16 protein-coding genes and 1 pseudogene are annotated in these 21,316 nt (G+C 72.9%); 4 read left to right on the top strand and 13 right to left on the bottom strand.

From position 1 onward, the window contains the following. Positions 1 to 14: 14 nt before the first annotated feature. The 8 genes and pseudogenes from ACIPK4_RS13330 to ACIPK4_RS13295 form a co-directional block, all read right to left on the bottom strand. Positions 15 to 500 carry a VOC family protein gene (locus ACIPK4_RS13330; protein ID WP_402312048.1) on the bottom strand — a complete coding sequence of 162 codons (486 nt, stop codon included), beginning with the start codon at positions 498 to 500 and terminating at the stop codon, positions 15 to 17. A gap of 139 nt (positions 501 to 639) precedes the next feature. Next, the gene (locus tag ACIPK4_RS13325; RefSeq protein WP_402312046.1) at positions 640 to 4,221 is read right to left on the bottom strand and encodes a CDP-glycerol glycerophosphotransferase family protein; all 3,582 of its coding nucleotides are present in this window, start codon (positions 4,219 to 4,221) and stop codon (positions 640 to 642) included. A gap of 179 nt (positions 4,222 to 4,400) precedes the next feature. Next, on the bottom strand, positions 4,401 to 4,775 hold the full coding sequence (locus ACIPK4_RS13320; protein ID WP_054220871.1) for a hypothetical protein: 375 nt from the start codon (positions 4,773 to 4,775) through the stop codon (positions 4,401 to 4,403). Between the two features lie 138 nt (positions 4,776 to 4,913). Then, on the bottom strand, positions 4,914 to 5,384 hold the full coding sequence (locus tag ACIPK4_RS13315) for a roadblock/LC7 domain-containing protein (RefSeq protein WP_402312044.1): 471 nt from the start codon (positions 5,382 to 5,384) through the stop codon (positions 4,914 to 4,916). An 80-nt stretch (positions 5,385 to 5,464) separates the two neighbouring features. Beyond that, positions 5,465 to 6,256 carry a DUF4388 domain-containing protein gene (locus tag ACIPK4_RS13310; RefSeq protein ID WP_054220870.1) on the bottom strand — a complete coding sequence of 264 codons (792 nt, stop codon included), beginning with the start codon at positions 6,254 to 6,256 and terminating at the stop codon, positions 5,465 to 5,467. Next, positions 6,253 to 6,657, bottom strand: coding sequence for a hypothetical protein (locus tag ACIPK4_RS13305; protein WP_402312041.1), 405 nt, complete (start codon positions 6,655 to 6,657; stop codon positions 6,253 to 6,255). Before ACIPK4_RS13305 ends, ACIPK4_RS13310 begins: the two co-directional genes overlap by 4 nt. A 236-nt stretch (positions 6,658 to 6,893) precedes the next feature. Next, positions 6,894 to 7,109, bottom strand: a pseudogene (locus ACIPK4_RS13300) (helix-turn-helix domain-containing protein); the annotation flags it as partial. 152 nt (positions 7,110 to 7,261) lie between these two features. Next, positions 7,262 to 8,038: a DUF6461 domain-containing protein gene (locus tag ACIPK4_RS13295; protein WP_402312038.1), complete on the bottom strand. Its 777-nt coding sequence runs from the start codon at positions 8,036 to 8,038 to the stop codon at positions 7,262 to 7,264. 166 nt (positions 8,039 to 8,204) lie between these two features. Between ACIPK4_RS13295 and ACIPK4_RS13290 the strand changes: the two genes are divergently transcribed. Continuing rightward, a complete protein-coding gene (locus tag ACIPK4_RS13290) occupies positions 8,205 to 9,521 on the top strand; it encodes a helix-turn-helix domain-containing protein (protein WP_402312035.1) in 1,317 nt (438 codons plus the stop codon). Positions 9,522 to 9,530: 9 nt separating this feature from the next. Here ACIPK4_RS13290 and ACIPK4_RS13285 read toward each other — a convergent pair whose 3' ends face one another. From ACIPK4_RS13285 to ACIPK4_RS13270, 4 genes are all read right to left on the bottom strand, one after another. Then, entirely contained in the window at positions 9,531 to 11,480 is a 1,950-nt protein-coding gene (locus ACIPK4_RS13285; RefSeq protein ID WP_402312032.1) for an APC family permease, read from the bottom strand. 51 nt (positions 11,481 to 11,531) lie between these two features. Continuing rightward, positions 11,532 to 13,067 carry a helix-turn-helix domain-containing protein gene (locus ACIPK4_RS13280; protein ID WP_402312030.1) on the bottom strand — a complete coding sequence of 512 codons (1,536 nt, stop codon included), beginning with the start codon at positions 13,065 to 13,067 and terminating at the stop codon, positions 11,532 to 11,534. Between the two features lie 146 nt (positions 13,068 to 13,213). After that, on the bottom strand, positions 13,214 to 13,669 hold the full coding sequence (locus ACIPK4_RS13275) for a (2Fe-2S)-binding protein (protein ID WP_402312028.1): 456 nt from the start codon (positions 13,667 to 13,669) through the stop codon (positions 13,214 to 13,216). Positions 13,670 to 13,697: 28 nt separating this feature from the next. Further along, entirely contained in the window at positions 13,698 to 15,908 is a 2,211-nt protein-coding gene (locus ACIPK4_RS13270) for a molybdopterin cofactor-binding domain-containing protein (RefSeq protein WP_402312025.1), read from the bottom strand. Between the two features lie 330 nt (positions 15,909 to 16,238). Between ACIPK4_RS13270 and ACIPK4_RS13265 the strand changes: the two genes are divergently transcribed. Together ACIPK4_RS13265 and ACIPK4_RS13260 are read left to right on the top strand one after the other, a co-directional pair. Then, the gene (locus ACIPK4_RS13265; protein WP_107095820.1) at positions 16,239 to 16,487 is read left to right on the top strand and encodes an SCO4226 family nickel-binding protein; all 249 of its coding nucleotides are present in this window, start codon (positions 16,239 to 16,241) and stop codon (positions 16,485 to 16,487) included. Positions 16,488 to 16,711: 224 nt separating this feature from the next. Beyond that, positions 16,712 to 18,142, top strand: coding sequence for a PP2C family protein-serine/threonine phosphatase (locus tag ACIPK4_RS13260; protein ID WP_402312022.1), 1,431 nt, complete (start codon positions 16,712 to 16,714; stop codon positions 18,140 to 18,142). Positions 18,143 to 18,291: 149 nt separating this feature from the next. On the opposite strand, the gene ACIPK4_RS13255 is transcribed toward ACIPK4_RS13260, so the two are convergent. Beyond that, entirely contained in the window at positions 18,292 to 19,773 is a 1,482-nt protein-coding gene (locus ACIPK4_RS13255; RefSeq protein WP_402312019.1) for a hypothetical protein, read from the bottom strand. Positions 19,774 to 20,003: 230 nt separating this feature from the next. Here ACIPK4_RS13255 and ACIPK4_RS13250 point away from each other — a divergent pair, with 230 nt between their 5' ends. Continuing rightward, a complete protein-coding gene (locus ACIPK4_RS13250) occupies positions 20,004 to 21,128 on the top strand; it encodes an aminoglycoside phosphotransferase family protein (protein WP_402312016.1) in 1,125 nt (374 codons plus the stop codon). Positions 21,129 to 21,316 lie beyond the last annotated feature (188 nt).

Below are 21,316 nucleotides of genomic sequence, written 5' to 3'. Positions count from 1 at the left end.
CGGCCCTGCTCGGGCTACGCCGCGTCGGCCGCCCGTCGCATCTCCGCCGCGTCCAGCTTCTTCATCTTCATCATGGCGGCGGTGGCGGCGGCGGCCCGCTTCGGGTCCGGGTCGGAGATCAGGTCGATGGCGCCGGGCGGGATGACCTGCCAGGACACCCCGAACTTGTCCTTGACCCAGCCGCAGGCGGACTCCTCGCCGCCGTCCTTCGTGAGGGCGTCGTAGTAGTAGTCCGCCTCCTCCTCGTCGGCGCAGTGGATCTGGAACGAGATCGCCTCGGTGAAGGGGAACTGGGGGCCGCCGTTGAGACCGATGAACTTCTGGCCGTTGATCTCGAATTCGACGACCATCACCTCGCCGGCCGGCCCGGGTCCGGCTTCGTTGTAGTAGCCGATCCGCCCGATCTTCCCGTCCTTGAAGACGGACAGGTAGTGGTCGGCGGCCTCTTCCGCGTTGCCGTCGAACCACAGGCACGTGGTGAATCCGCTGCTGCTGCTCATGACTGCCTCCAGGCGGGTGCGTGGTCGGGTGCGGGCGGTGGCGCACCGCCCGCTCCCCCATACAGACCGGCCCCGGGCCCGAAATTCATCGGTGGGCCCGGGGCCGTTGCGTCACGCGTCCTGAATGCACTCCAACGGCTTACGCCGAGGGCTTGGCCCCCATCGCGAGCATCCGGTCGACGACGCGCTCGGCGGCGGCGCCGTCGTCCAGGTCACAGAACTCGGCGCGGAAGGCGGCACGGGCCTCCTTGTACTCCGCCCCGACCGCGTCCGCGCCCCGCACGGCCTCGATCAGGCTCGCCGAGTCGTACAGCAGCGGGCCGGGAGCCTTCTCCGTCAGGTCGAAGTTGAAGGCGCGCAGCGTGCTCCGGTAGTGCTCCAGGTCGTACGTGAAGAGCAGGATCGGCCGGTCGGTCAGCGCGAAGTCGAACAGCGCCGAGGAGTAGTCCGAAATCAGCACGTCGGCGACGAGCAGCAGGTCCGTCGCGTCGGGCCAGCGGGACACGTCGACGACGAAGCCGTCGCGCACGTTGTCCCGGACCTGCTCGGTCACGTGGTGGTGGCCGCGGACCAGGAGGACGTGGTCCTCGCCGAGCTCGCGCCGCGCCGCGTCCAGGTCGATCTGGAGGTCGAGCTTGTAGCCGCCCGACCAGCCCTCGCGGTTCTCGCGCCAGGTCGGCATGTAGAGGACGACCTTCTTGCCCTCGGGCAGGCCGAGCCGGCGGCGGACCTCCGCGATCCGCTGCGCGTCGGGCTTGACGAGCGCGTCGGCGCGGGGGGCGCCGGACTCGATGACCTCGCCCTGGTAGCCGAGGGCCCGCTTGAGGATCGGCGTCGCGTAGGAGCTCGGGGAGGCGAGCAGCGACCACTGGGCGCTGTCGTGCTCCAGGCCCTCCAGGACGTCGGGGCTCGTGTAGTAGTCGTGGATGAAGTCGTGGCCGATCTCCTTGATCGGCGTTCCGTGCCAGGTCTGGACGACGATCTGGCCGGCGCGGCGCTCGAAGCGTCGCGGCACGTTGTCGTTCACGACGTAGTAGCGGGCCCGGGCCAGGACCTCCCAGGCCTCGGCGCTGTCGTACTGGACGGCGCGGGCGGTCGCGGGGACCTCGGCACGGCCGTCGCGGACGAGCCAGACGTGGTCCAGCTTCTCGCCGCGCCGCACCAGCTCGTCGTGGATGGCGCGCGGCGAGTCGCCTGCGCCGTTCCCCTGGTGGGTGTCGTAGACGACGATGTCCTTGACCGGCAGGGCGCGCTGCGCGGGGTAGGTCTCGTACCGGGTGACGCGCTGCGCGTACCGGGTCCGGTCGTGCGGGCTGAGCATCGGGTCGGCGACGAGCACCATGCGGTCGTAGAAGCGGGCCTCGACCCGCATCCGGCGGCCCAGCACGGTCAGGGCGTGCGGTCCCGCGTGCAGGGCGGTGGGTGCGAACTGCACCGGCGCCCCGCGGTCGACGCCGAGCAGGCCCGCGGTGGTGCCGCCCTGGGCGAGCGGGCGCAGCGTGGGCCACCAGCGGCCCTGGGGCAGCGTGGTGCGGCCGGCGTAGGGCTCGGGGAGGACGGGTTCGAAGGTGGACTCGAAGCGGTCGCCGTCCCGGGTGACGGGGTAGCTGAACTCGGTGCCGTGCGCGTCGTGCAGGACCAGCTCGTAGGGCTCGTCGGTGGGCGCGACGAAGCGGCCCTTCAGGGTGAGGGTGCCGTCCTGGCTCGCGACCGAGTCGACCAGCGGCGGCGAGGGCTGCACAGAGAGGGTCAGGTGTCCGGTGTTGCCGCGCTTGGCGAAGAGGGAGCGGCCGGTCTCCCCGCCGGTCAGGGGCACGACGAGGCCGGCGAAGCCGCCGCGCTCGTCGTGCGCGAGCCGGTGCTCGGAACCGTCCGCGGCGACGACGGTCATGCTCCACGGCTCGGGGGTCCACTGCCCGGGCTCGCACGGGGCGTCCGGTACGGCGGCCAGGTCGGCCAGCGGTACGCGCACGGTGAACGGGAGCCGCCCGCCCGCGACGGCGGCGTCGGTCTCGACCGGGAGGGTGAGGACGGTGCCGGTGGAGACGTGCTCGGCGCGCAGGGTCGCGCCGGCGCCGATCTCGGCGGAGAGCTCGCCGATCACCTCGACGGCGTCGTCGCCGGCCGGCCGGACGTCGAGGGCGCGGGCCCGGACGGTCTCGACCTGGATGGTGAGGGCACCGGTGGAGTTCGGGACGATGCGGACGTCCGGGGCGACCCAGTGGGCGGGCGGGTTCTGGCCGCTGTCGGACTCGCCGCCCTTGAGGCGGGCGCGGTGCAGGCCGCCGGCGCCGGTGACGGCGATGGACGTGGTCCATATGCCGTCGGTCCACTTGCCGCCCGACTGGAAGACGGTGGGGTCGACCACGGCGGTGAAGCCGGCCCAGTCGGCGTGCCGCAGGGCGAGGTGCGGGGCGTTGACGGTGGCCATCGGGGAGGCGACCGTGCGAGTGCTGACGACGGTGCGGCGTCGCTTGCCGCCCTCACGGAACACCAATATCTTGCGCGAGCCGAGGCGGCTTTCCGCGCCGAGGTGGCCGGGTACGGCGTAGCCCCGCAGCAGCAGCTTGCCGTCGCTCCAGACGGCCTGCTCCAGGCGGCTGACGACGCGGCGCTCGCGCGGGCCGAGGGTGAGGATCTTGGCGGGGACCGGCGGACGGCCGTGCAGGAACGGGTAGTCGGCCTGCGGGCGGGCCAGGCCCTTGACCGGAACGCTGTACGAGTAGTCGCTCTGGTGCTGGGTGAGGGCGATGAAGTCCTCGACGCGGCCTTCGCCGGCCAGGTACGCCTTGAGGCGGTCGGCGACGGTCAGGTCGGACCAGGGGCCGGTGCCGATCTCGCGGACGAGGCCGCCGACCTCCTTGACGAAGGCGGCGCGGAAGTCGGCCCCGCCTTCGCCGACGTACTTGTAGATGAGCGGGAGCTCCTCGCTCAGCACGTTGTAGTCGTAGTCGCGCAGGTAGCGGACGTACTTGGCGCCCTCCTTGGCCTTGAGGGCCTCGCGGACCAGGCGGACGGAGGTCACGCGGTCGATCAGGGAGACCGGGTCGGTGGAGCGCTGGGTGATGGAGCGCTCCCCGGTCTCGCGGACGCGCCAGTGGTAGACGCAGTCGCTGAGGATGTCGACGCTGGAGGCGAAGTAGTGCGCCGGGATGCTGACGGGGGCGTCCTCGTAGAGGATGCCCTCGGGGTACTGGAAGCCGTGCTCGTCCCAGAAGGTGCGCCGGTAGACCTTGTTCCAGGCGGTGCGGTCGGTGACCAGCGCCGGGAACTTGGAGATGTGGGTCTTCAGCTGGGTCTTGGCGAACGCGGCCCGGTGGCCCCAGGACTGCTGCATGCCGACGGAGCGGAAGCGCTTCACGTTGCCGCCCGCGAAGTCCGAGCCGGTCTCGTCGAGTGCGGCGATCATGCGCTCGTAAGCGTAGTCCGGCATCGTGTCGTCGCTGTCGACGAAGGCCAGGTACTCGCTGTCCTTGGAGGCGTGGCGGGCGCCGACGTTGCGGGCGGCGCCGAGGCCGGCGTTCTCCTGCATGACGACCCGGAAACGCTTGTCCCGCGCGGCGAAGGCCTTGGCGATGACGGCGCTGGTGTCGGTGGACCCGTCGTCAACGAGGATGCACTCGAAGTCGGCGAACGTCTGGGCTGCAATGGACTCCAGGCACTCGTCGAGATAGAGCTCGACGTTGTAGACGGGGACGACGATGCTCAGGCGCGGGGGCATGGGTAGCGAGTTCTCCAGCGTTTCAAGCTATTTCGATGATCAGGTGATGAGAGCATCCTACTCGGTAACGAGATGATAAAGTCCCCCCATCCTGGACATAAGGGCCTGCAGCCCCGAGGCGGACGGCAAAGAATTCAGCCGCCCGCCACCTGGAGGTCGGGGTCTGACCGAACGTCCGCTCAGACTTCGAGCTCGTTCTCGATCTTCTTGAGCTGGTGTCGGGCCATGGCGAGGTTGGCTCGACCGCGGTCGAGCGCGAGGTAGAGGAAGAAGCCCTTGCTCCCCCGCCCCTTCAGCAACCGGATCAGGTGGTACTGGGTCCCGAGGGTGATCAGGATGTCCTCGATCTCCTCCTTCAGGCCGAGCATGTCCATGGTGCGGACCTTGGCGCGGACCACGTCGGTGTTGCCGGCCGCGGCCACCTGGAGGTCGAGTTCCTTGCCGCCGCCGATGGTGCCGAGCGCCATGCCACTGTCGTAGTCGACCAGGGCGGCACCGATCGCGCCGTCGATGGTGGCGGTGGCTTCCTTGAGTGCGGTCTCCACGTTGGCCATGAGTGGCTCCTCTGTCTTCTTCCGCTTGTACGGGTTGATATGGGTGGTTACGTAACGGTGTGAGATGAAGCGTGCTGGTGTGGGCTGATTCGTATGGGTGTGGATTCCCCGGCGGATCCGGCGGGGTGCGCGGACCGGCTACCGGTCCGCGCCGGGATGGACGGGCGGTACGGGGGGCAGCGGCGGGACGGGCGGCACCTCGGGTCCGCGGCGCCCGAGGATGTGGTCGATGAGCTCCGCTATCCGCACGCTGGAGCGGCGGGCCTCCAGATGGAGCCGGCCGACGTTGACGCGGGGCTCCGCTATGAGGGTGAGGACGGCGGCGTCCCCGGCCGCGTACGTCGCCACGTATCCGTGTTCGCCGCGGATCAGCAGCTCGCGGAACCCGCCTTGGCCGGTGGTGTCGCTGAGCCGCTGGGCCACGCCGAGGGCGGCCGCGGTCAGGGCCGCGACGGACTCCACCTCGGTGGCCGCGCTGTCCTGTGCGAGCACGAGGCCGTCCGCGCTGCCGGCGAGGGCGCCGGTGAGCTGGGGGACCCGGGCCCGCAGCCTGCGGAGCTCGGCGAGTATGTCGGCCTCGGCCTCGGGGGGCACCATCGCCGTGCTCATGTCGGCCTTTCTCCTTTCGGGCTGCCTCCGCTCGGAGCGGTCGGCGCGCTCGGAGCGCAGAGCCGGTCGCAGCGGGAGCCTCACAGGCTTGCCTCCAGTGCGTCGCGTAACCGGCGAAGCAGCGCCACGTCCGGGGATTGGGTCTGGGTCATCCAGTCGGGCAGGGACGTTTCGACCGGTGTCGGCGCCGGTTCGTGCGGGGTCTCGACCAGTCCGGCCGCCGCGAGGCGCCGTACGTCGAGCAGGGTGTGGAACGCGGGCCGGCCCAGCACCCACGCGAGGTCCGCGGGGGTCCGTACCCCGTTCGCGCGGGCCAGCAGGGTCCGCTGGCGGGCGGTGACGGTCTGGCCGGGGGCGGCGGCCCGGGGCACCACGGGGGAGGTGTCCAGCAGCGGGTAGGGCCACACCGCGTCGAGCAGCTCCCGCCGGCGGCGGGTCTCGCGCTCCACGGCGGCGGCCGGGACCGAGCGGACGGACCCGATCCAGTGGGTGGCGCCGCGGCGGAAGCGGGAGGGCCCGGTCCCCGGGGACAGGGCGAAGAAGGCGGCGTCGAAGATGGCGGCGAGATGGCAGATCTCCAGCTCGCCTCCGGCCAGGCCCCCGCTGTCGACGAGGAAGCGGGCGACCTGGCGGCGGGCGCCGGCCCGGTCCACGGCCTCGCGCCAGCGTTCGGGGGCGAGCCCGCCGCCGGTGGTGAGCAGGACGTCGAGGCCGGGGGTGGCCGGGCTCTCGGCGTGGACTATTCGGCCGTCCTCCAGGAAGAGCGTGCCGCGGTCGCGGAGCAGGGCGCCGGTGGCGCGCTCGGCGGCCAGCCGGGTCAGGAGCGGGGAGACGGCGACGGTGGCGAGGCCACCCACCTGGGTGCCGTTCATCTGAGGACCAGCTCCTCGGCGAGCGCACGGAGTCTGTGCCGGGCGAGGGCGAGGTTGCCGTCGGCGCGGTCCAGCCAGAGGTGGAGGAAGACGCTGCTGTCGAAGCTGGTCTCGACGAAGCGGAGGACGTGGTATCCGGTGCGGGTGGTGACGATCAGGTCCTCCACGGGCTGGCCCAGGAGCTCACCCGGTGCGGTGTCCGTCCCCGGCTGGGCGAAGGACTCGTATTCGGCGGCCGCCCGGGCCAGCTCGGCGGTCTCGGCAGCGGTGGTCTCGTGGTCTCCGACGGGCGAGTCCCCGGCGGTGCCGAGGGCCAGTCCGCTGCTCCAGTCGACCAGCGCGGCCCCCCGCGCACCAGGCAGGGCCATGGCTTCGAGCAGGCATTCGTCGATCCCGGGCACGCGGGCTCCCCTCCCGGCCAGACGTGCGAAGTGCACGGTCTACGGCGCGACAGGAGGGAACTTACTCACGTTCCCCAGCGCGGAAGGGGCTTCTGGCATTTTCCGCGGGAACATGCACGGAACAGCGCGGCAGCTTGGCCGGAACCAGTCGACTTCTGATCACGAATGATGATCACGGCCGTCGGCCGGGCAAGGGGCGCACCGGGAGTTCACGAGGCAAGCGGAAGGTGGTCCGTGAGCCGGAAGGCGCCGCCCTCGCGCTCGACGTACCCCTCGTGGCTGAGGGTGCGCAGCAGGTGGTACACGGTGGGCAGGGGGATGCCGGTGACCCGCGCGAGCCGTTTCGCCGTCGCCCCGCCCTCGGCGTACATCGCCTCGACCAGGCGCAGCGCCCGCTGCACGGAACCGATCAGGGTGGGTGCGCTGTCCTTCTGGCTTCCGTCGGTGCCCATGCATACTCCCCCTGCTCCGGTGCGAGTCCTGGCACCCCCATGAAAGTCGCTCACCGCCCGCAATCCCAGTTGACTCGCCACATCCGGACATGAGATCACCGACGCCCCCGTCCCCGCTCCCTCCGGACGCGACCGGGCCGGGGGCACGGGTGCTACCGGGTGCACGTCACGAAGGCCGGGAGCGGGGTCTCCTCGATCAGGCGGCGCGGCAGCGACAGGGCGAAGCGGTGTTCGAGGACGGCGAGGGTGCGGCGGTCGCGCTCCGCCCCGGGTTCGTCCTCGGGGCCGGCGTGGGTCCCGTCCGGTTCGAGGAGCCCGGCGGCGACGAGTTCCGGGAGCAGGAAGTCGGGCTGGCGGCCGCCGCGCCAGCACTCCTCGCCCAGGCCGAAGCAGCACACCACCTCGCCGTCGCGGGCGTACGCGAACTGCCGGGGCGGGTGGTCCGGCTGGGGGTCGAGGTGGACGGCCTCGGCGCCGGACCGGGAGACCTCGGCCAGTCGTTCCGCGCCGGCCGGCAGGCCGTGCTCGACGGCGAAGGACCAGCCGGCCCAGCTCCCGACCCGGGCGACTCCGTCGCCGTCCATCGTCTCGCCCGCCAGGCTCCAGGCGTCCCGCGCGCCCAGCGGGCCGGGCCGGACGCCCGGCACCGCACCGAGGCGCAGCGCGAGTTCACCCGGTGGTACGCCCCGGGCGAAGGTGAGGCCGACGTACCAGCCGTCCCAGTCCGCCAGCCACCGGATGCCGTCGCGCGTGCCCTCGGTCGTCTCCACGGTCTCCTCCGCCCCCTCGCGTCGTGCCGGTACTCCCCCGGCGGCACCATAGTCAGTGCACGGGCGCTCCGGGAGGAGGCGTTCGACCAACGCGGCGACGAGCCCCTCCCCCGCATACGGGTCGAGCAGCGCGGGACGGCGCTCCGGGTTCTGGCCCATGGGTGGTTCCCTGACGGCGTGAGCCGGGGGCGGGGGTGGCGGGTGTCGGGCGGTGGCGCAGCGCGGCGCTGGAGCCGCTCCGCAGGCAGTGGTCCGGGCCCGCCGGCGGAGGCGGGACGGTCCGGGCCCTCCCCACCGCGCCCTCCCCCGTGTCACTCTGCCCGTCATGGAGCGGATCATCGAGGAGATACGAGAGGACCTGTCCCGCCGCATCGCGGTGACGGCGGACCGGCTCGCCGACCGGACGCTGGCCGAGGATCCCGCGTACGCCGCGCTGCTCGGGCGGGCCGAGCTGCGCGAGCGGATCCACCGCAACCTGCGGCAGTCGGTGGACGGCCTGGTCCGCGGCATCCGCGGACTGCCCGTGGAACTCGCCGACGCCCGGGCCACCGGCGTCCTCCGGGCCGAACAGGGCCTGCCGCTCGCCTCGCTGCTGCGCACCTACCGGCGCGGCGGCCGCCTGGTGTGGCAGGACCTCCACGAGGCGGTGGCCGTGCACGACCCGGCCGCGCTGCCGCGGCTGCTGCCGGCCGCCGCCGTGCTGTGGGACGTACTGGACCAGCTGACGGACGCGGTGGCCGACGCGTACCGGCGCACGCAGGCCGCGCGCTGCGACCGCGACCGGGAGCGCCGGGCGGCCCTGCTGGACGCGCTGCTCGACGGTGCGGGCCCCTCGGACGGCCCCGCGGCCTCGGAGGCTGCGGCGCAGCTGGGCCTTCCCGAGCGCGGCCGGTTCGCGGTCGTCGTCCTCGCCCCCGGCGGGACGGCCGGCCCCGGCGGGACCGCGGATGCGGGCGGGGCCGGCCGGATCGGCGGTGAGCCGGGCGCCGACGGCCCGCGCGTGCTGTGGCGGATCCGCGCCGACGGGGAGACCGGGCTGCTGGAGCTGGGCCACCATCCGCTGGAGTCCGTACGGGAGCTGCTCGGCCCGCTCGGGGCCCGGGCCGGGGTCAGCCCGGTGGTGGAGGCCCCCGGCGACCTGGCCAGGGCGCGCTGGCTGGCCGCGCTGGCGCTGCGCACCGTCCCGGCGTCGGGCGGTCCGTGCACCGCCCTGCTGGACGAGCGGCTGCCGACGGCGCTGGTCGCCTCGCAGGCCGAACTGGCGGGGCGGCTGCGGCAGGTGGTGCTGGGACCGGTACTGGCGTTGCCGGCCGAGGACCGCCGGGTGCTGCTGACCACGCTGGGCACCTGGCTGACCTGCCGGGGCTCGACGACGTACGCCGCCCAGCGGCTGTACTGCCACCGCAACACCGTCTCGAACCGGCTGCGCCGCCTGGAGCAGCTGACCGGCCGGACGCTGTCGGACCCGGCGCACGTGGTGGAGCTGGCGCTGGCCCATGCGGCGGTGCTCCAGCGGGCAGCGGGCGCGTCGGCCGCGACGGCCTCATCCGCCGCGCCGGGCGCACCGGCCACATCCGCCGCGCCGGGCGTACCGGGCGACGCGAAGCCGCCGGCCGGCCGGGGCGCGCGGCGGAGCGGGTGAACGGGGGGACTACTGCGTCGCCTGCGCCGGTTCGGGCGGTACGGCCCGCCGGGCCGACTCCAGCAGGTACGGTACGTCGATCACCGCCACCCCCGGGGTGAACAGCAGCCGGGCCTTGAGCCGGAGCGCGTTCTGGTTGTGCAGGGGCTGCTCCCACCAGTGCCCCACCACGTACTCGGGGATCACCACGGACAGCACGTCCGTGCCCTCGGCGGCGGCCAGTTCCTGCACGTGGGCGAGGACGGGCCCGACCACCTCCCGGTACGGGGAGTGCATGATCTTCAGCGGGACGCCCGGGTCGTGCTCCGCCCAGGCCTCGCGCAGCCGGCGCGCGTCCTCCTCGTCGGCCGCGACGGTGACGGCGGTCAGGGTGTCCGGGCGCAGTCCCTGTGCGTAGCCGAGCGCCTTCAGGGTGGGGGCGTGCACGTTGGCGACCAGGACGAGTACGTGGTGGCGGGAGGGTCTGCGCGGTTTGATCCCGGGGGCGACGGCGACCTGGGCGGAGACCCGGTCGTAGTGGCGGCGGACGCCCTTCATGCCGAGGAAGAGCACCGGCATCGCGATGACGACCAGCCAGGCGCCGTGGGTGAACTTGGTGATCAGCACGATGACGAGGACGACGGCGGTCATGGTGGCTCCGACCGCGTTGATCGCCAGCCTGCGGTGGATGTGGATGCGCTGGTCCCGGGGCGTGTCCGGGGCGGCGAGTTCCCGTCGCCAGTGCCGGACCATGCCCGCCTGGGAGAGGGTGAAGGAGACGAAGACGCCGATGATGTAGAGCTGGATGAGGCGGGTCAGCTGGGCGTCGAAGGCCACGATGAGGGCGATGGCGGCGAGGGCGAGCAGCACGATGCCGTTGGAGTAGACGAGCCGGTCGCCGCGGTTGAAGAGCTGGCGGGGCGCGTACCGGTCCCTGGCCAGGATGGAGGCGAGCATCGGGAAGCCGTTGAAGGCGGTGTTCGCGGCGAGGATCAGCACGCCCGCGGTGACTGCTTGGAGCAGGTAGAAGAGGAAGTGCCAGTTCCCGAAGGTGGCGCGGCCGATCTGGGCGAGCGCGGTGGACATCGGGGTGCCGGGCGGCAGGCCCAGTTCCGTCGGGTCGGCGGCGACGTGCACCTCGTACACCATGGCGAGGACGGTGATGCCGAGGAACATGGTCACCGACAGGGCGCCCATCGCGGCCAGGGTGTTCGCGGCGTTGCGGCTCTTGGGCTTGCGGAAGGCGGGCACGCCGTTGCTGATCGCCTCGACGCCGGTGAGGGCCGTACAGCCGGAGGCGAAGGCCCGCATGGCCAGGAGGACCAGGCCGAGGCCGGTGAACGTGCCCTCGGGGGTGATCGGGAGGTCGGCGGATTCGGCGTGGATGGTCTCACCGGTCGCGAGCCGGGCCGCCGCCACGGCGAACATGAGGTAGATGACGAGGACGAAGCCGTAGGTCGGTACGGCGAAGATGCGTCCCGACTCCCGTACGCCGCGCAGGTTCATCAGCATCAGCAGCACCACGAACCCCACCGACAGCGCGACTTCGTGGTCACTGAGGGAGGGAACGGCCGAGGTGATCGCATCGACGCCGGAGACGACGGAGACGGCGACGGTCAGCACGTAGTCGACGAGCAGTGCGCTGGCGGCCGTCAGGGCGGCGGTCTGGCCGAGGTTCTCGGAGCTGACGACGTAGGCACCGCCGCCGCCGGGATAGGCGTGGCAGGTCTGCCGGTAGGAGGCGACGACCACGATCATCAGGAAGACGATGGCGGCGGCCGCGTACCAGGCGAGGTGGAGCAGCGTGACACCGCCGAGGGCGAGGATCAGCAGGATCTCCTCGGTGGCGTAGGCCACCGAGGAGAGCGGGTCACTGCAGAAGATCGGCAGCGCGAGCCGTTTGGGCAACAGGGTCTCGCCCAGTCGTGCGGTGTCGAGCGGTTCACCCACCAGCACGCGCTTCAGATTGATACGCCTCATCCCGGCATGATCGTGCATATTTCATGCACTATGTTCCCTTTTGAGGCTGTGTCATACCGCGGACCCGGCCAGTTCCTCGGCCCGGTGAGCCAGCCACAGGTCGTGGCGGGCGCTCGGCGACTGCAGCAGCGAACGCTCCAGCAGGGCCTCGATCCGGGTCAGCCGCTTGCGGGTGCCGGGCACCGAGATGCCGAGTGCGGCCGCCGCCGGAACCAGGTGGGCGTCGTTGCGCAGCCAGACCCGCACGGTGTCGCGGGCGCCGGGCGGGGCGTCCGGCCCGGTCAGCGGCTCCAGGTGGGCGCGGGCCCAGCTCGCCAGGTCGGGGTGGCTCAGTACGGCGTCCAGCGCACCCGGACCGTCCGGACCGCCGGCCGCGCCGCCCGGGGAGTTGTCCGCCCCGCCCGGGGTCAGCCGCAGCGCGAGCGAGAGCGCCGCCTGTTCGGGCAGCCTGGCGAGGTCCGTGCCGAGCACCGCCTCGATCAGGCGCAGCCGGCTGGCCAGGGTGTTGCGGTGGACCTTCAGCAGCCGCGTCGCGTGCGGGCCGAAGTTCAGCCAGGCGTGGGCGGTGGCCCGCAGCTCCTGTGCGCCGGGGTCCTGCGGGCGGCGCGGCTCGTACGCGTGCAGGGGCGCGAGCAGCGCCTCGGCCCAGCGGCTGCCCGCCGCGTGCGCGGCCAGCTCCAGCTCCGGCCCGGGGCCGAAGCGGGCGTTCCGCCCGGCGCGGCCGCGGGCGACGGCCAGGGCGTGGAAGGCCTGGGTGTAGGCGGCCGGGGCCTCGCGCAGCCGCAGGTGCCCGCTGACCCCGACCGCGCGTTCCCGGGCCTGCCCCACCAGTGCCTCGGCGAGGGGGTCGTGCCCGCCACCGGCGCCGGCCGGGCCGGCGGGGACCAGGGCGATGAGGTGGCGCACGTACACCGGGCAGCGCACGGTCCAGGCCCGGCCGCCCGTCAGCTCCGCGAAGAGCCGGGCCACCTCACCGCGCGCCCCGGCCCGGCATTCCACGACGTACATCCGCAGCGGATCGGGCAGCGAGGGGCTCAGCGCCTCGGCGATCTGGTGGGCGGTGGAGAGCCCGCCGTTCATCAGCAGGTGCAGGACGGCCTCGCGGGCCCGCGATTCGGCGCGCTCGGCCCGCTCCTCGCGCCGCTCGGCCTCCTCGGCGCGCAGGACGAGGGCCAGCACCGCGGCGGCGTCCCCGAGGAGCGCGGACGCCCCGGGACGGTGCGGCAGGTCGAGTACCGCGGCCAGGGCGCGGCTCCCGTCCAGCGCGAACAGCAGCGCGGCCGAACGCTCGCCGTGCAGGACGGCCGAGCGCACGCCGCGGGCGCTCAGCTCCGCGGCCCCGCGGACGGCGAGTTCCGGACCGGCCGTACCCCCGGCCTCGACCACGCCGGTCCAGCCGCCCAGCCGGGCGGCGAGCCACTCCAGGACCGCGGCCGAGCCGCCGGAGTGGGCGAGCCGGTGCAGCTTGAGGACGTCCTCGGACCGGCTGCGGGAGCGGTCCGCGGACGACGGCGCCGCCGCGGGCGGGATCGGTTGGTGCGAGATGACGGGCTCCTTCCGGTCCGGGTCGCTTCCGCGCTCGGTCACGCGGCGCACACACTGTGCCCAGTGTTACCCGTACCGCCCGGTCGCTGTGCAGGGCGGACCCTGCGGACCGGCCGGCGCCCGCCTACGTTTGACCACGAGCGGTCGGGCCCCGGCATCGACGGGGGAGTCGCCGGGGCCCCTCTCGCTCACATCCGGGCGGCCGCGCTGCGGATGGCCTCACGGATGCGGAAGTAGGTGCCGCAGCGGCAGATGTTGGCGATCGCGTCGATGTCCTCGTCGGTGGGCGTGCTCGTCCGCTTGAGCAGGGCGACCGCGGCCATGATCTGGCCGGGCTGGCAGAAGCCGCACTGGGAGACGTCCTGTTCGAGCCAGGCCTCCTGCACGGGGTGCAGCTCGTCGCCGTTCGCCAGTCCCTCGATGGTGGTCACGGTCTTCCCGTGGCACGCGGAGACGGGCACCACGCACGGGCGGATGTCCGCCCCGTCGAGATGGCTGGTGCAGGCCTTGCAGACGTCGACGCCGCAGCCGTACTTGGGGCCGCGCACGCCGAGCAGGTCGCGCAGGACCCACAGCAGGGGCAGATCGTCGGGCGCGTCCACGGTGACGCTCCGCCCGTTGACGGTGAAGGTGTGCGAGGGCACGGCGGACTCTCCTGAACCGGGCTGTCGGCTAGCGGGGGTAGGGGGTGAAGTCGACGTCGAAGTCGAGGGGGAAGCTGCGCGGCTTGGCACCGGTGGCCCTGGCCCAGGCGTTGGCGATCGCGCCGACCGCCGCGGGGACGCCGAGCTCGCCCGCGCCACCGGGCTCCTCACCGGTGGCCGGCAGCACGAAGACCCGGACGTCGCGCGGGGTGTCGCGCTGCCGCGCCCAGTGGAACTGGCTGTAACTTCCCTCCAGCGGGAGACCCTTGTCGAGGTGGAGCCCGGCCTTCAGGGTGGTGGAGATCGCGTCGGTGAGGCCGCCGATCATCTGGGCCTCCAGTCCGCGCGGGTTGACGGGCAGGCCCACGTCGACGGCGATGACGGCCTTGGTGACGCGGACGTGCTCCCGGTCGCGGGCGTCGATCTCGACGAGGCAGGCGGTACGGGACTTGTACTCCTCGTGGAAGGCGATGCCCTGCGCGCAGCCCGCCGGCATCGGCCGTCCCCACTCCCCCTCCGTCGCCGCCTTGTCCAGCACGGCGCGCTGGGCGTCGGTCTTCAGGAAGGTGCGCCGGAACCGGTACGGGTCCTTGCCGGTCCGCGCGGCGAGTTCGTCGACCACGATCTCCTCGGCGCCCCGGGTGTTGGCGGAGTACACCGAGCGCCAGGACCCCGTCGGAATGCCGGTGGGCACCTCGCTCAGTCCGTGGGTGGTGAGCCCGAAGTGGTAGGGGGACTTGATCGTCGTGTGGAAGAGGGTCTGCGCGAGGGCGGCGTTGCCGATGCCGGGCGGGAGGCTGGCCGCGGTGGCGGTGATGATCTCGCCGAGCCCGTGCCGGAAGTCGGTCTCGGCGGCGGCCACCCGGTGCTCGAACGAGAGCACCTCGCCCAGCAGATGGGTGGCGCGGATCTTGTGGTGCGTGGCGGGGCGCATCCGGCCGTGCCGGGTGTCGTCGACGCGGGTCCACATCAGCCGTACGGGACGGCCGCAGGCCTTGGAGACGCGGGCCGCCTCCAGCGCCGCGTCGAAGAAGAGCCGCCGGCCGAAGGAGCCGCCGGCCTGGACGACGTGCACCGTGACCTTGTCGAGCGGCAGCCCGAGGTCGGCGGCGATCGTCTCGCGCGCCACGATCGGGGACTTGAGCCCGGACCAGATCTCGGCGCGGTCCTCCCGTACGTCGGCCACGGCGGAGTTGGTCTCCATGGGGGCGTGGCTGACGAACGCGAAGTCGAACTCGGCGTCCACGTAGGGGGTGAGCAGCGGCGGCACGAGCAGCGGCGGGGTGGCGGCGCGCAGTGCGGCGCGGATCTCCGCGTCCGAGAGCCGGTCCGCGGGACCCGGCCCCCACGTGACCTGGAGGGCGGCCCTGGCGTCGAGGGCTTGGCCGAAGGTCTCGGCGACGACGGCGACCCCGGTCGGGACGGTGACCACGTGCAGGACGCCGGGCATGGCGCGGACGGCGGCCAGGTTGGCGACGGACGTGACGCTTCCGCCGAGGGTGGGCGGGCGGCGGACCACGCAGGGTTTGGCGCCGGGCACGTCGAGGTCCAGGGTGTACTGCTGGGCGCCGGTCACCATGGCGCGGGCGTCGATGCGGCCGGTGGCCCTGCCGACGAGGGTGTGCGTCGACGCCTTCTTCGGGACGGCGCCGAGGACGGTCAGGGCGGGGTCGGCGGCGGCCGCGGCGAGGCCGCCGTAGTCGGCGGTGCGGCCGTCGGGGGCCCGTACGGCGCCGTCGGCGGTGGTCAGCGAGGAGGCGGCGAGGTTCCACCTGCGGGCGGCCGCGGCGACCAGGCGGGCCCGGGCGGTGGCGGCGGTCTGCCGGACGGGGCCGTAGAGGGAGCGGACGGAGTTGGAGCTCCCGGTGAGCTGGTTGAACAGCAACTCCGGTCGCGCGTCGTCCAGTTCCACGCGGACGGAGGCCAGCGGCACGTCGAGCTCTTCCGCGACGAGCATGGCGACGGCGGTGGTGAGGCCTTGGCCGACCTCCTCGCGCGGCAGCCGGAAGCGGACGGTGCCGTCCGTCTCCACGGACAGCGCCAGCAGGGCGGAGGTCGGCGCGCCGGCCAGGATGAACAGGTCGCCGAGGTCGACCAGATCGGCCGGGGCGGGCAGGGTCGGGACCACGGCGTGGGCGGACTGCGGGGCGAGGGCGTCGGCGCCGGCCCGGGTGACGAGGGCGAGCGTCGGCGCCGCGACGAGGTGCGTGAGGAAGGAGCGGCGGCTCTGCCCGGTCATGTTGCTGTGTCCCCGCCCTGCGCGGGCCCGCCTTCGCGGGCCTCCCCGAGTCGTTACCGGCACGTAGCGTAGCGATCACCGGGTGAGGTGGGAAGCGGAGCGTCGTCACTGCCGTGCGCGGACGGGGTCCTTCGTTCGGGGGGTAACCCGGCGGGGGCGCCGAACCGGCCGCGGTGCCGTTTTTGCGGCCCGAGGACTCGCACACCTCGTCCGTACGATCGATCCGCCTCCTCCGGAGGGCCGGTTTCCGGCCGCGGGAGGACGATGGGAGCAGGAGCGGCGCCACGCCGGCAGCCGCATGCGCCGAAACGCAGGAGGAGGTGTGCGGCGGTGACGATGTACATGGACGTCCACCACGGCATGAAGGGCATCACGGAAGCCGAGCTGATGGCCGCCCACAACGCGGACCTGGCGATCGAGGGCGACGAGAAGGTGCACTTCGAGCGCGCCTGGGCCGACCCCGTGTCCGGCACGGTGTACTGCCTGTCCGAGGCGCCCTCGGCGGAGGCGGTCATGCGGATCCACGAGCGCACCGGACACCCGGCCAGCGAGATCCACGCGGTGCCGATCGTCGTGTGACACCGGGGGCGGCCGCGGACAGCCCTTCCGGGCGGGCCCGGAAGGGCTGTCCGGAATCGTTCGTACAGGCTTGGCCGGGCCGGGGAGGCCCTAGGCATATGCCCGAAGCAAGGCCTGTACGGATGTTGCCAAACGCCTTACGGGCCGTGGCGGCCTGTGCAACAGTCGTAACCGGTCCTTCCTTCAGACGTTGGCCGTACCGCGCCGCCTGTATCGGAGTTCTCATGCCGTCCCACCTCTTCGCGGACCGTCCCGCGCAGCCGCCCGAGCCGGGGTCGGTGGACGCACTGATCTCGCAGACCCGGCGGCTGCGCGGCGAGGTGGACGCGGTGCGCCGTGACACCGCCGTGGACGACGACGACGCCCAGGGCCGCTGGCAGCGCGCCCTGTGTGACCTCGCCGTCCACCAGCTCGACGACTTGGGCGAACACCTGGGCCAGCTCAAGGAAGGCCTGCCCGTCGCCCCCGATCTGAGGGAGCTCCCCGACGACGACGCGGGGACGGACGCCGGGCCCGAGGCGCAGCAGGTGCGCGTCGGCAGCGCCGAGTGGAACCTGCTCACCGACGAGGTCAACTGGTCCGAGGAGCTCTTCCAGATCTTCGGCCGCTCGCCCGAGGCCGGCCCGCTGCCCCTCGACGAACTCGGGTCCACCCTCTTCTCCGAGGACCAGCCGCTGCTCACCTCCATGGTGACGGCCTGTCTGGTCGACGGGAGACCGATCGACGGCGAGTTCCGCATCGTCCGGGCCGACGGCCGCGTCCGGACGTTGCACATGCGAGGCGAGCCGGTACTCGACTCCGACGGTTGCACGGCCTCCATGTGGGCCGTGTTCCGGGACGTGAGTGAACTGCGCCGGAGCCAGCGCGCCGTGCGCGAGTCCCGTGACTCGCTGCAGCGCCGGCAGGAGATCGCGCAGACCGAGCACCGGCTGGCGGTCGAGCTGCAGGAAGCCGTGCTCCCCCCGTGGCGCGGCTCCCTGCGGTTCCCGCACCACACCACCGGCGCCCTCGACGTCGCCGCGCACTATCTGCCCGCGGCGACGAGCGCGCTGATCGGCGGGGACTGGTACGACGCGCTGGACCTGCCCGACGGACGCTCGCTGCTGACCGTCGGCGACCTCACCGGGCACGGTGTCACGGCCACCTCCGGGATGGCGATGATGCTCGGCGCCCTGCGCGGCATGGCCATGGCCGGGATCGAGCCGGGCCCGCTGATGGGCTGGCTCAACCAGCTGCTGGAGGCCTCCGTACAGCCCGCGCTCGGCTCGGCCGTCTGCTGCCGTTACGATCCGGCGCGTCGCGTACTGTCCTGGGCGCAGGCGGGCCACTCCGCCCCGCTGCTGTTCCGCGGCGGCTCCGGCCGCTCCCTGCAGCCACCGGAGGGCGTCCTGCTGGGCGCGACCTCCGGGGCGGCGTACGGGCAGGCCGAGGAACGACTGGAACCCGGCGACGTGTTGGTCCTGCGCACGGACGGACTGACGCCGTGCAGCATCGAGTTCAGCCGGGCGGACGGCACTGAGCGGCTGCTGGCCCTCGCGCCGCGGTTCACGGCCGCGGGGTCGGCGCAGGACTGCGTGCGGATGGTGGTCGAGGAGTTCGGCGGAGGTGAACGCGAGGACGACGCCTGCGTCTTGGTGGCCAGGGTCGGGGGCTGAGCTCCCGCGACGGGCCGACGGGTACCGCTTCAGGGCCGCGCCGCACGGCGCGGCCTTTCTCGTCCGGGTACGGGGGCGTCCCGTGCGACTGCGGCTGGCGATGGGGACGGCGGCGGGGCGGATGCCGGTCCGGGGTGCCCGCGCAAGGCCTAGACGCTGCGCTGCGACGGGCTGTTGGGCAGGGCCAGTTCGATCTCCGCGCGCAGGTCCTCGATCCGAGCGTACCCGGCGTACTGGCCGGTCAGCCGGTACATCTCGCGCAGCCGGTCCCAGGTCCGGTGCGAGGAGGTCTCGTTCATCGAGACCAGCGCGAGCCGCGCGTAGCGGTCGGCCTGCTCCGGATCGTCGGCGATGAAGCAGGCGGACGCCATGGAGATGTAGTCGAAGATCTGCGAGCGCTGGTGACCGCCGGACCGCAGCCGCAGCGCCTCCCGGGCGTGCCGCTGCGCGATCGGCGCGACCGAGGGGTCGTGTTCGGCGAGGGTGCGGAAGGCCAGGGCCTGCATGCCGTGCAGGTCCGCCTCGTCGAAGTTCTGCATCCACGAGGGCGGGGGCACGTCACCCCGGTCCGAGACGAACAGGTCCTCGGCCTCGCCGAGGGTGCGGCGCATGGCCTGGCCCTTGCCCATCGCCGCCTGCGCCCAGGCCTCGATGGTGTGCAGCATGGCGCGGGTGCGGGGCAGGGTCTGCTCGCCGGAGCCGGACTTCGCCAGCTTCATCAGATCCAGGGCCTCGTGCGGCTTGCCCAGGTGGACCATCTGGCGGGCGGCCCGGGACAGCGCCTCGCCTGCCCGCGGCCGGTCCCCGCCTTCACGGGCCGCGTGTGCGGCGATGACGAAGTACTTCTGCGCGGTGGGTTCGAGCCCCACGTCGTGGGACATCCAGCCGGCGAGCACCGCCAGGTTGGCCGCCACCCCCCACAGCCGCCGCTGGAGGTGGTCGGGGTGGTGGTAGGCGAGCATGCCGCCCACCTCGTTGAGCTGGCCGACCACGGCCTTGCGCTGGAGTCCGCCCCCCCGGGAGGCGTCCCAGGCTCGGAAGACCTCCACGGAGCGCTCCAGCGCCTCGATCTCCTGGGAGCCGATCGGGGCGGCCTCGTAGCGGTCGTAGCCGATCGGGTCGGCCTGGTAGGAGTCACCGAAGGCCTGCGGGGGTTTGGCGGGGGCGGGATCGGTGTGGAGCCAGTCGTTCATGGCGTGGGCGAGGGCGGAGCCTGCGGTGAGCGCGACACCCGCGCCCATCAGACCGCGTCGGTTGAGCATGAGGTCCATTCCCGTGAATTCGGTGAGGACCGCGGCTGTGCGTTCGGGCGCCCAGGGCATTCCGTCGGGGTTCTCCTTCGCCCCGTCCGGCTGCCGTTTCGTGGTGCGCCGCTGCCGTACGAACCCGAGGTCCTCGATGGTCACGACACGACCGAGCCGCTCGGTGAACAGGGCTGCCAGTACGGTGGGCACCGGTTCGCGCGGGGTCTCCCCCATGTCGATCCAGCGCCGTACCCGCGAGGTGTCGGTGGCCAGCTGGTGGTGGCCCATGGCCGCCGCCTGCCGGTTGACCATCCTCGCCAGCTCACCCTTCGACCAGCCGGCCAGGCCGAACAAGTCGTTCAGGCGGGTGTTTGGTCCTTTGCTCACGTCAAGCCCCCAGGTTCTCGGCTGAATTGACAGTAGCCCTCCGTCAGTGGCCCCGTGCATATTCGCCAGGCTTCGCCAGGGCACGCTTCGTGGTCCGCCACCCACGGCCGGGTGTCAGGTAGGAATGCGCCTCCCCGACCCGGTCTCCGGGCGGAACTCCCCAGGGTGAAGTACGGGACCGGCGGGGTGGCGTACGCAACTCGTCGGCGCACGAAGGGATCCGTAACGCCATGTACGCAGCAACGTCCTCCGTGTCCGCCCCGGTCCGGCCGCACCGCACGCTCCAGGCTGGCGGCGGCCCCTACCTCGACCCCGGCCGCCAGGCGGCTCCGGCGCAGGGCGCCGTACGGGCGCGGCGGATGCCGGGGGCCGGATCGCAGCCGCTCAGCGGCAGGATCGACCTCTCGGGGCCGCAGGGCGCGCAGCTGCGCACCGCGCTCGCCTCGGTGCAGCGGATCTGCCCGGAGTTCGCGCCGGTGCAGGTGCTGCGGCGCAGCGGCCGATCGGTCCTCCTGGTCGGGACGACGGGACGGATGACCGCCGTCGCGAAGGTTTTACTGGACCACTCAGAGGAATGGCGCGAGCGGTACCGGCACGAAATAGCGGCGTACCGGACGTTCGTCCGGCACCGCCCGCCGGTCCGGGTGCCGCGGCTCGTCGCCGCGGACCCCGAGAACTGCACGCTGGTGGTCGAACGGATGGCGGGCCGGGTCGCGGCATTGCAGCGGCACCCCGTGGAGGCTCCGCCGCGGGCCGACGTACGGGCCGCGCTGGGGGCGGTGTGCCGGGTGAACCAGTGGCGTCCGCCGGCCGATCTGTTCGGGGACCCGCTGAACTACGCACAGCGGGTGGCGCGGTACCACGAGTTGGGGCTGCTCACCGACCGGGATCTGGGTGATCTGCAGAAGCTGCTGTGCGGGCTGAAACTGGCGGGCGTACAGCGTCAGTTCAACCACGGGGACGCCCTCCTGTCGAACCTGCTGCTGTCCCCCGCGGGGCCGGTGCTGCTCGACTGGGAGCACGCGGGCTGGTATCTGCCCGGGTACGACCTGGCCACGCTGTGGACGGTACTGGGCGACGCCCCGGCCGCCCGCAGCCAGATCAGCCGGCTCGCCCAGTCGGCGGGTCCGGCGTCGCGGGACGCCTTCCTGGTCAACCTGATGCTGGTGCTGACCCGGGAGATCCGGATGTGTGAGACGGCGGTCCAGCGCTCCATGCTGGCGACCGCCCCGAGCCAGCCCCTGCCGGCGGGCGCGCTGTCCTCCGGCGAGGAGCAGCGGCTGCTGCTCCGCCGGCTGCACGACGACTGCGGCATGGCCCGCAGGGCGGTACGCGCGGCGGTCGGAACCCGCTGACCCGGCGGTCGTACCCCGTACGAAAATCCCGTGTCGTACGCACTTGATGTGCGTACCACGGGATTTCGTGCGTTCAGGGCCGTCTCGCCACCCCTGCGCATGTCTTGACATCACATGATCCCGCGAACACCTTTTCTGACTTGGCATCAGAATCCCTGGAGCCGCCGTCCCCGCCGTCCCCACTCCGC

The organism is Streptomyces sp. NPDC086989 (genome assembly GCF_044745505.1).
GTDB lineage: Bacteria > Actinomycetota > Actinomycetes > Streptomycetales > Streptomycetaceae > Streptomyces.
This window is presented reverse-complemented; position numbering and strand designations above follow the sequence as displayed.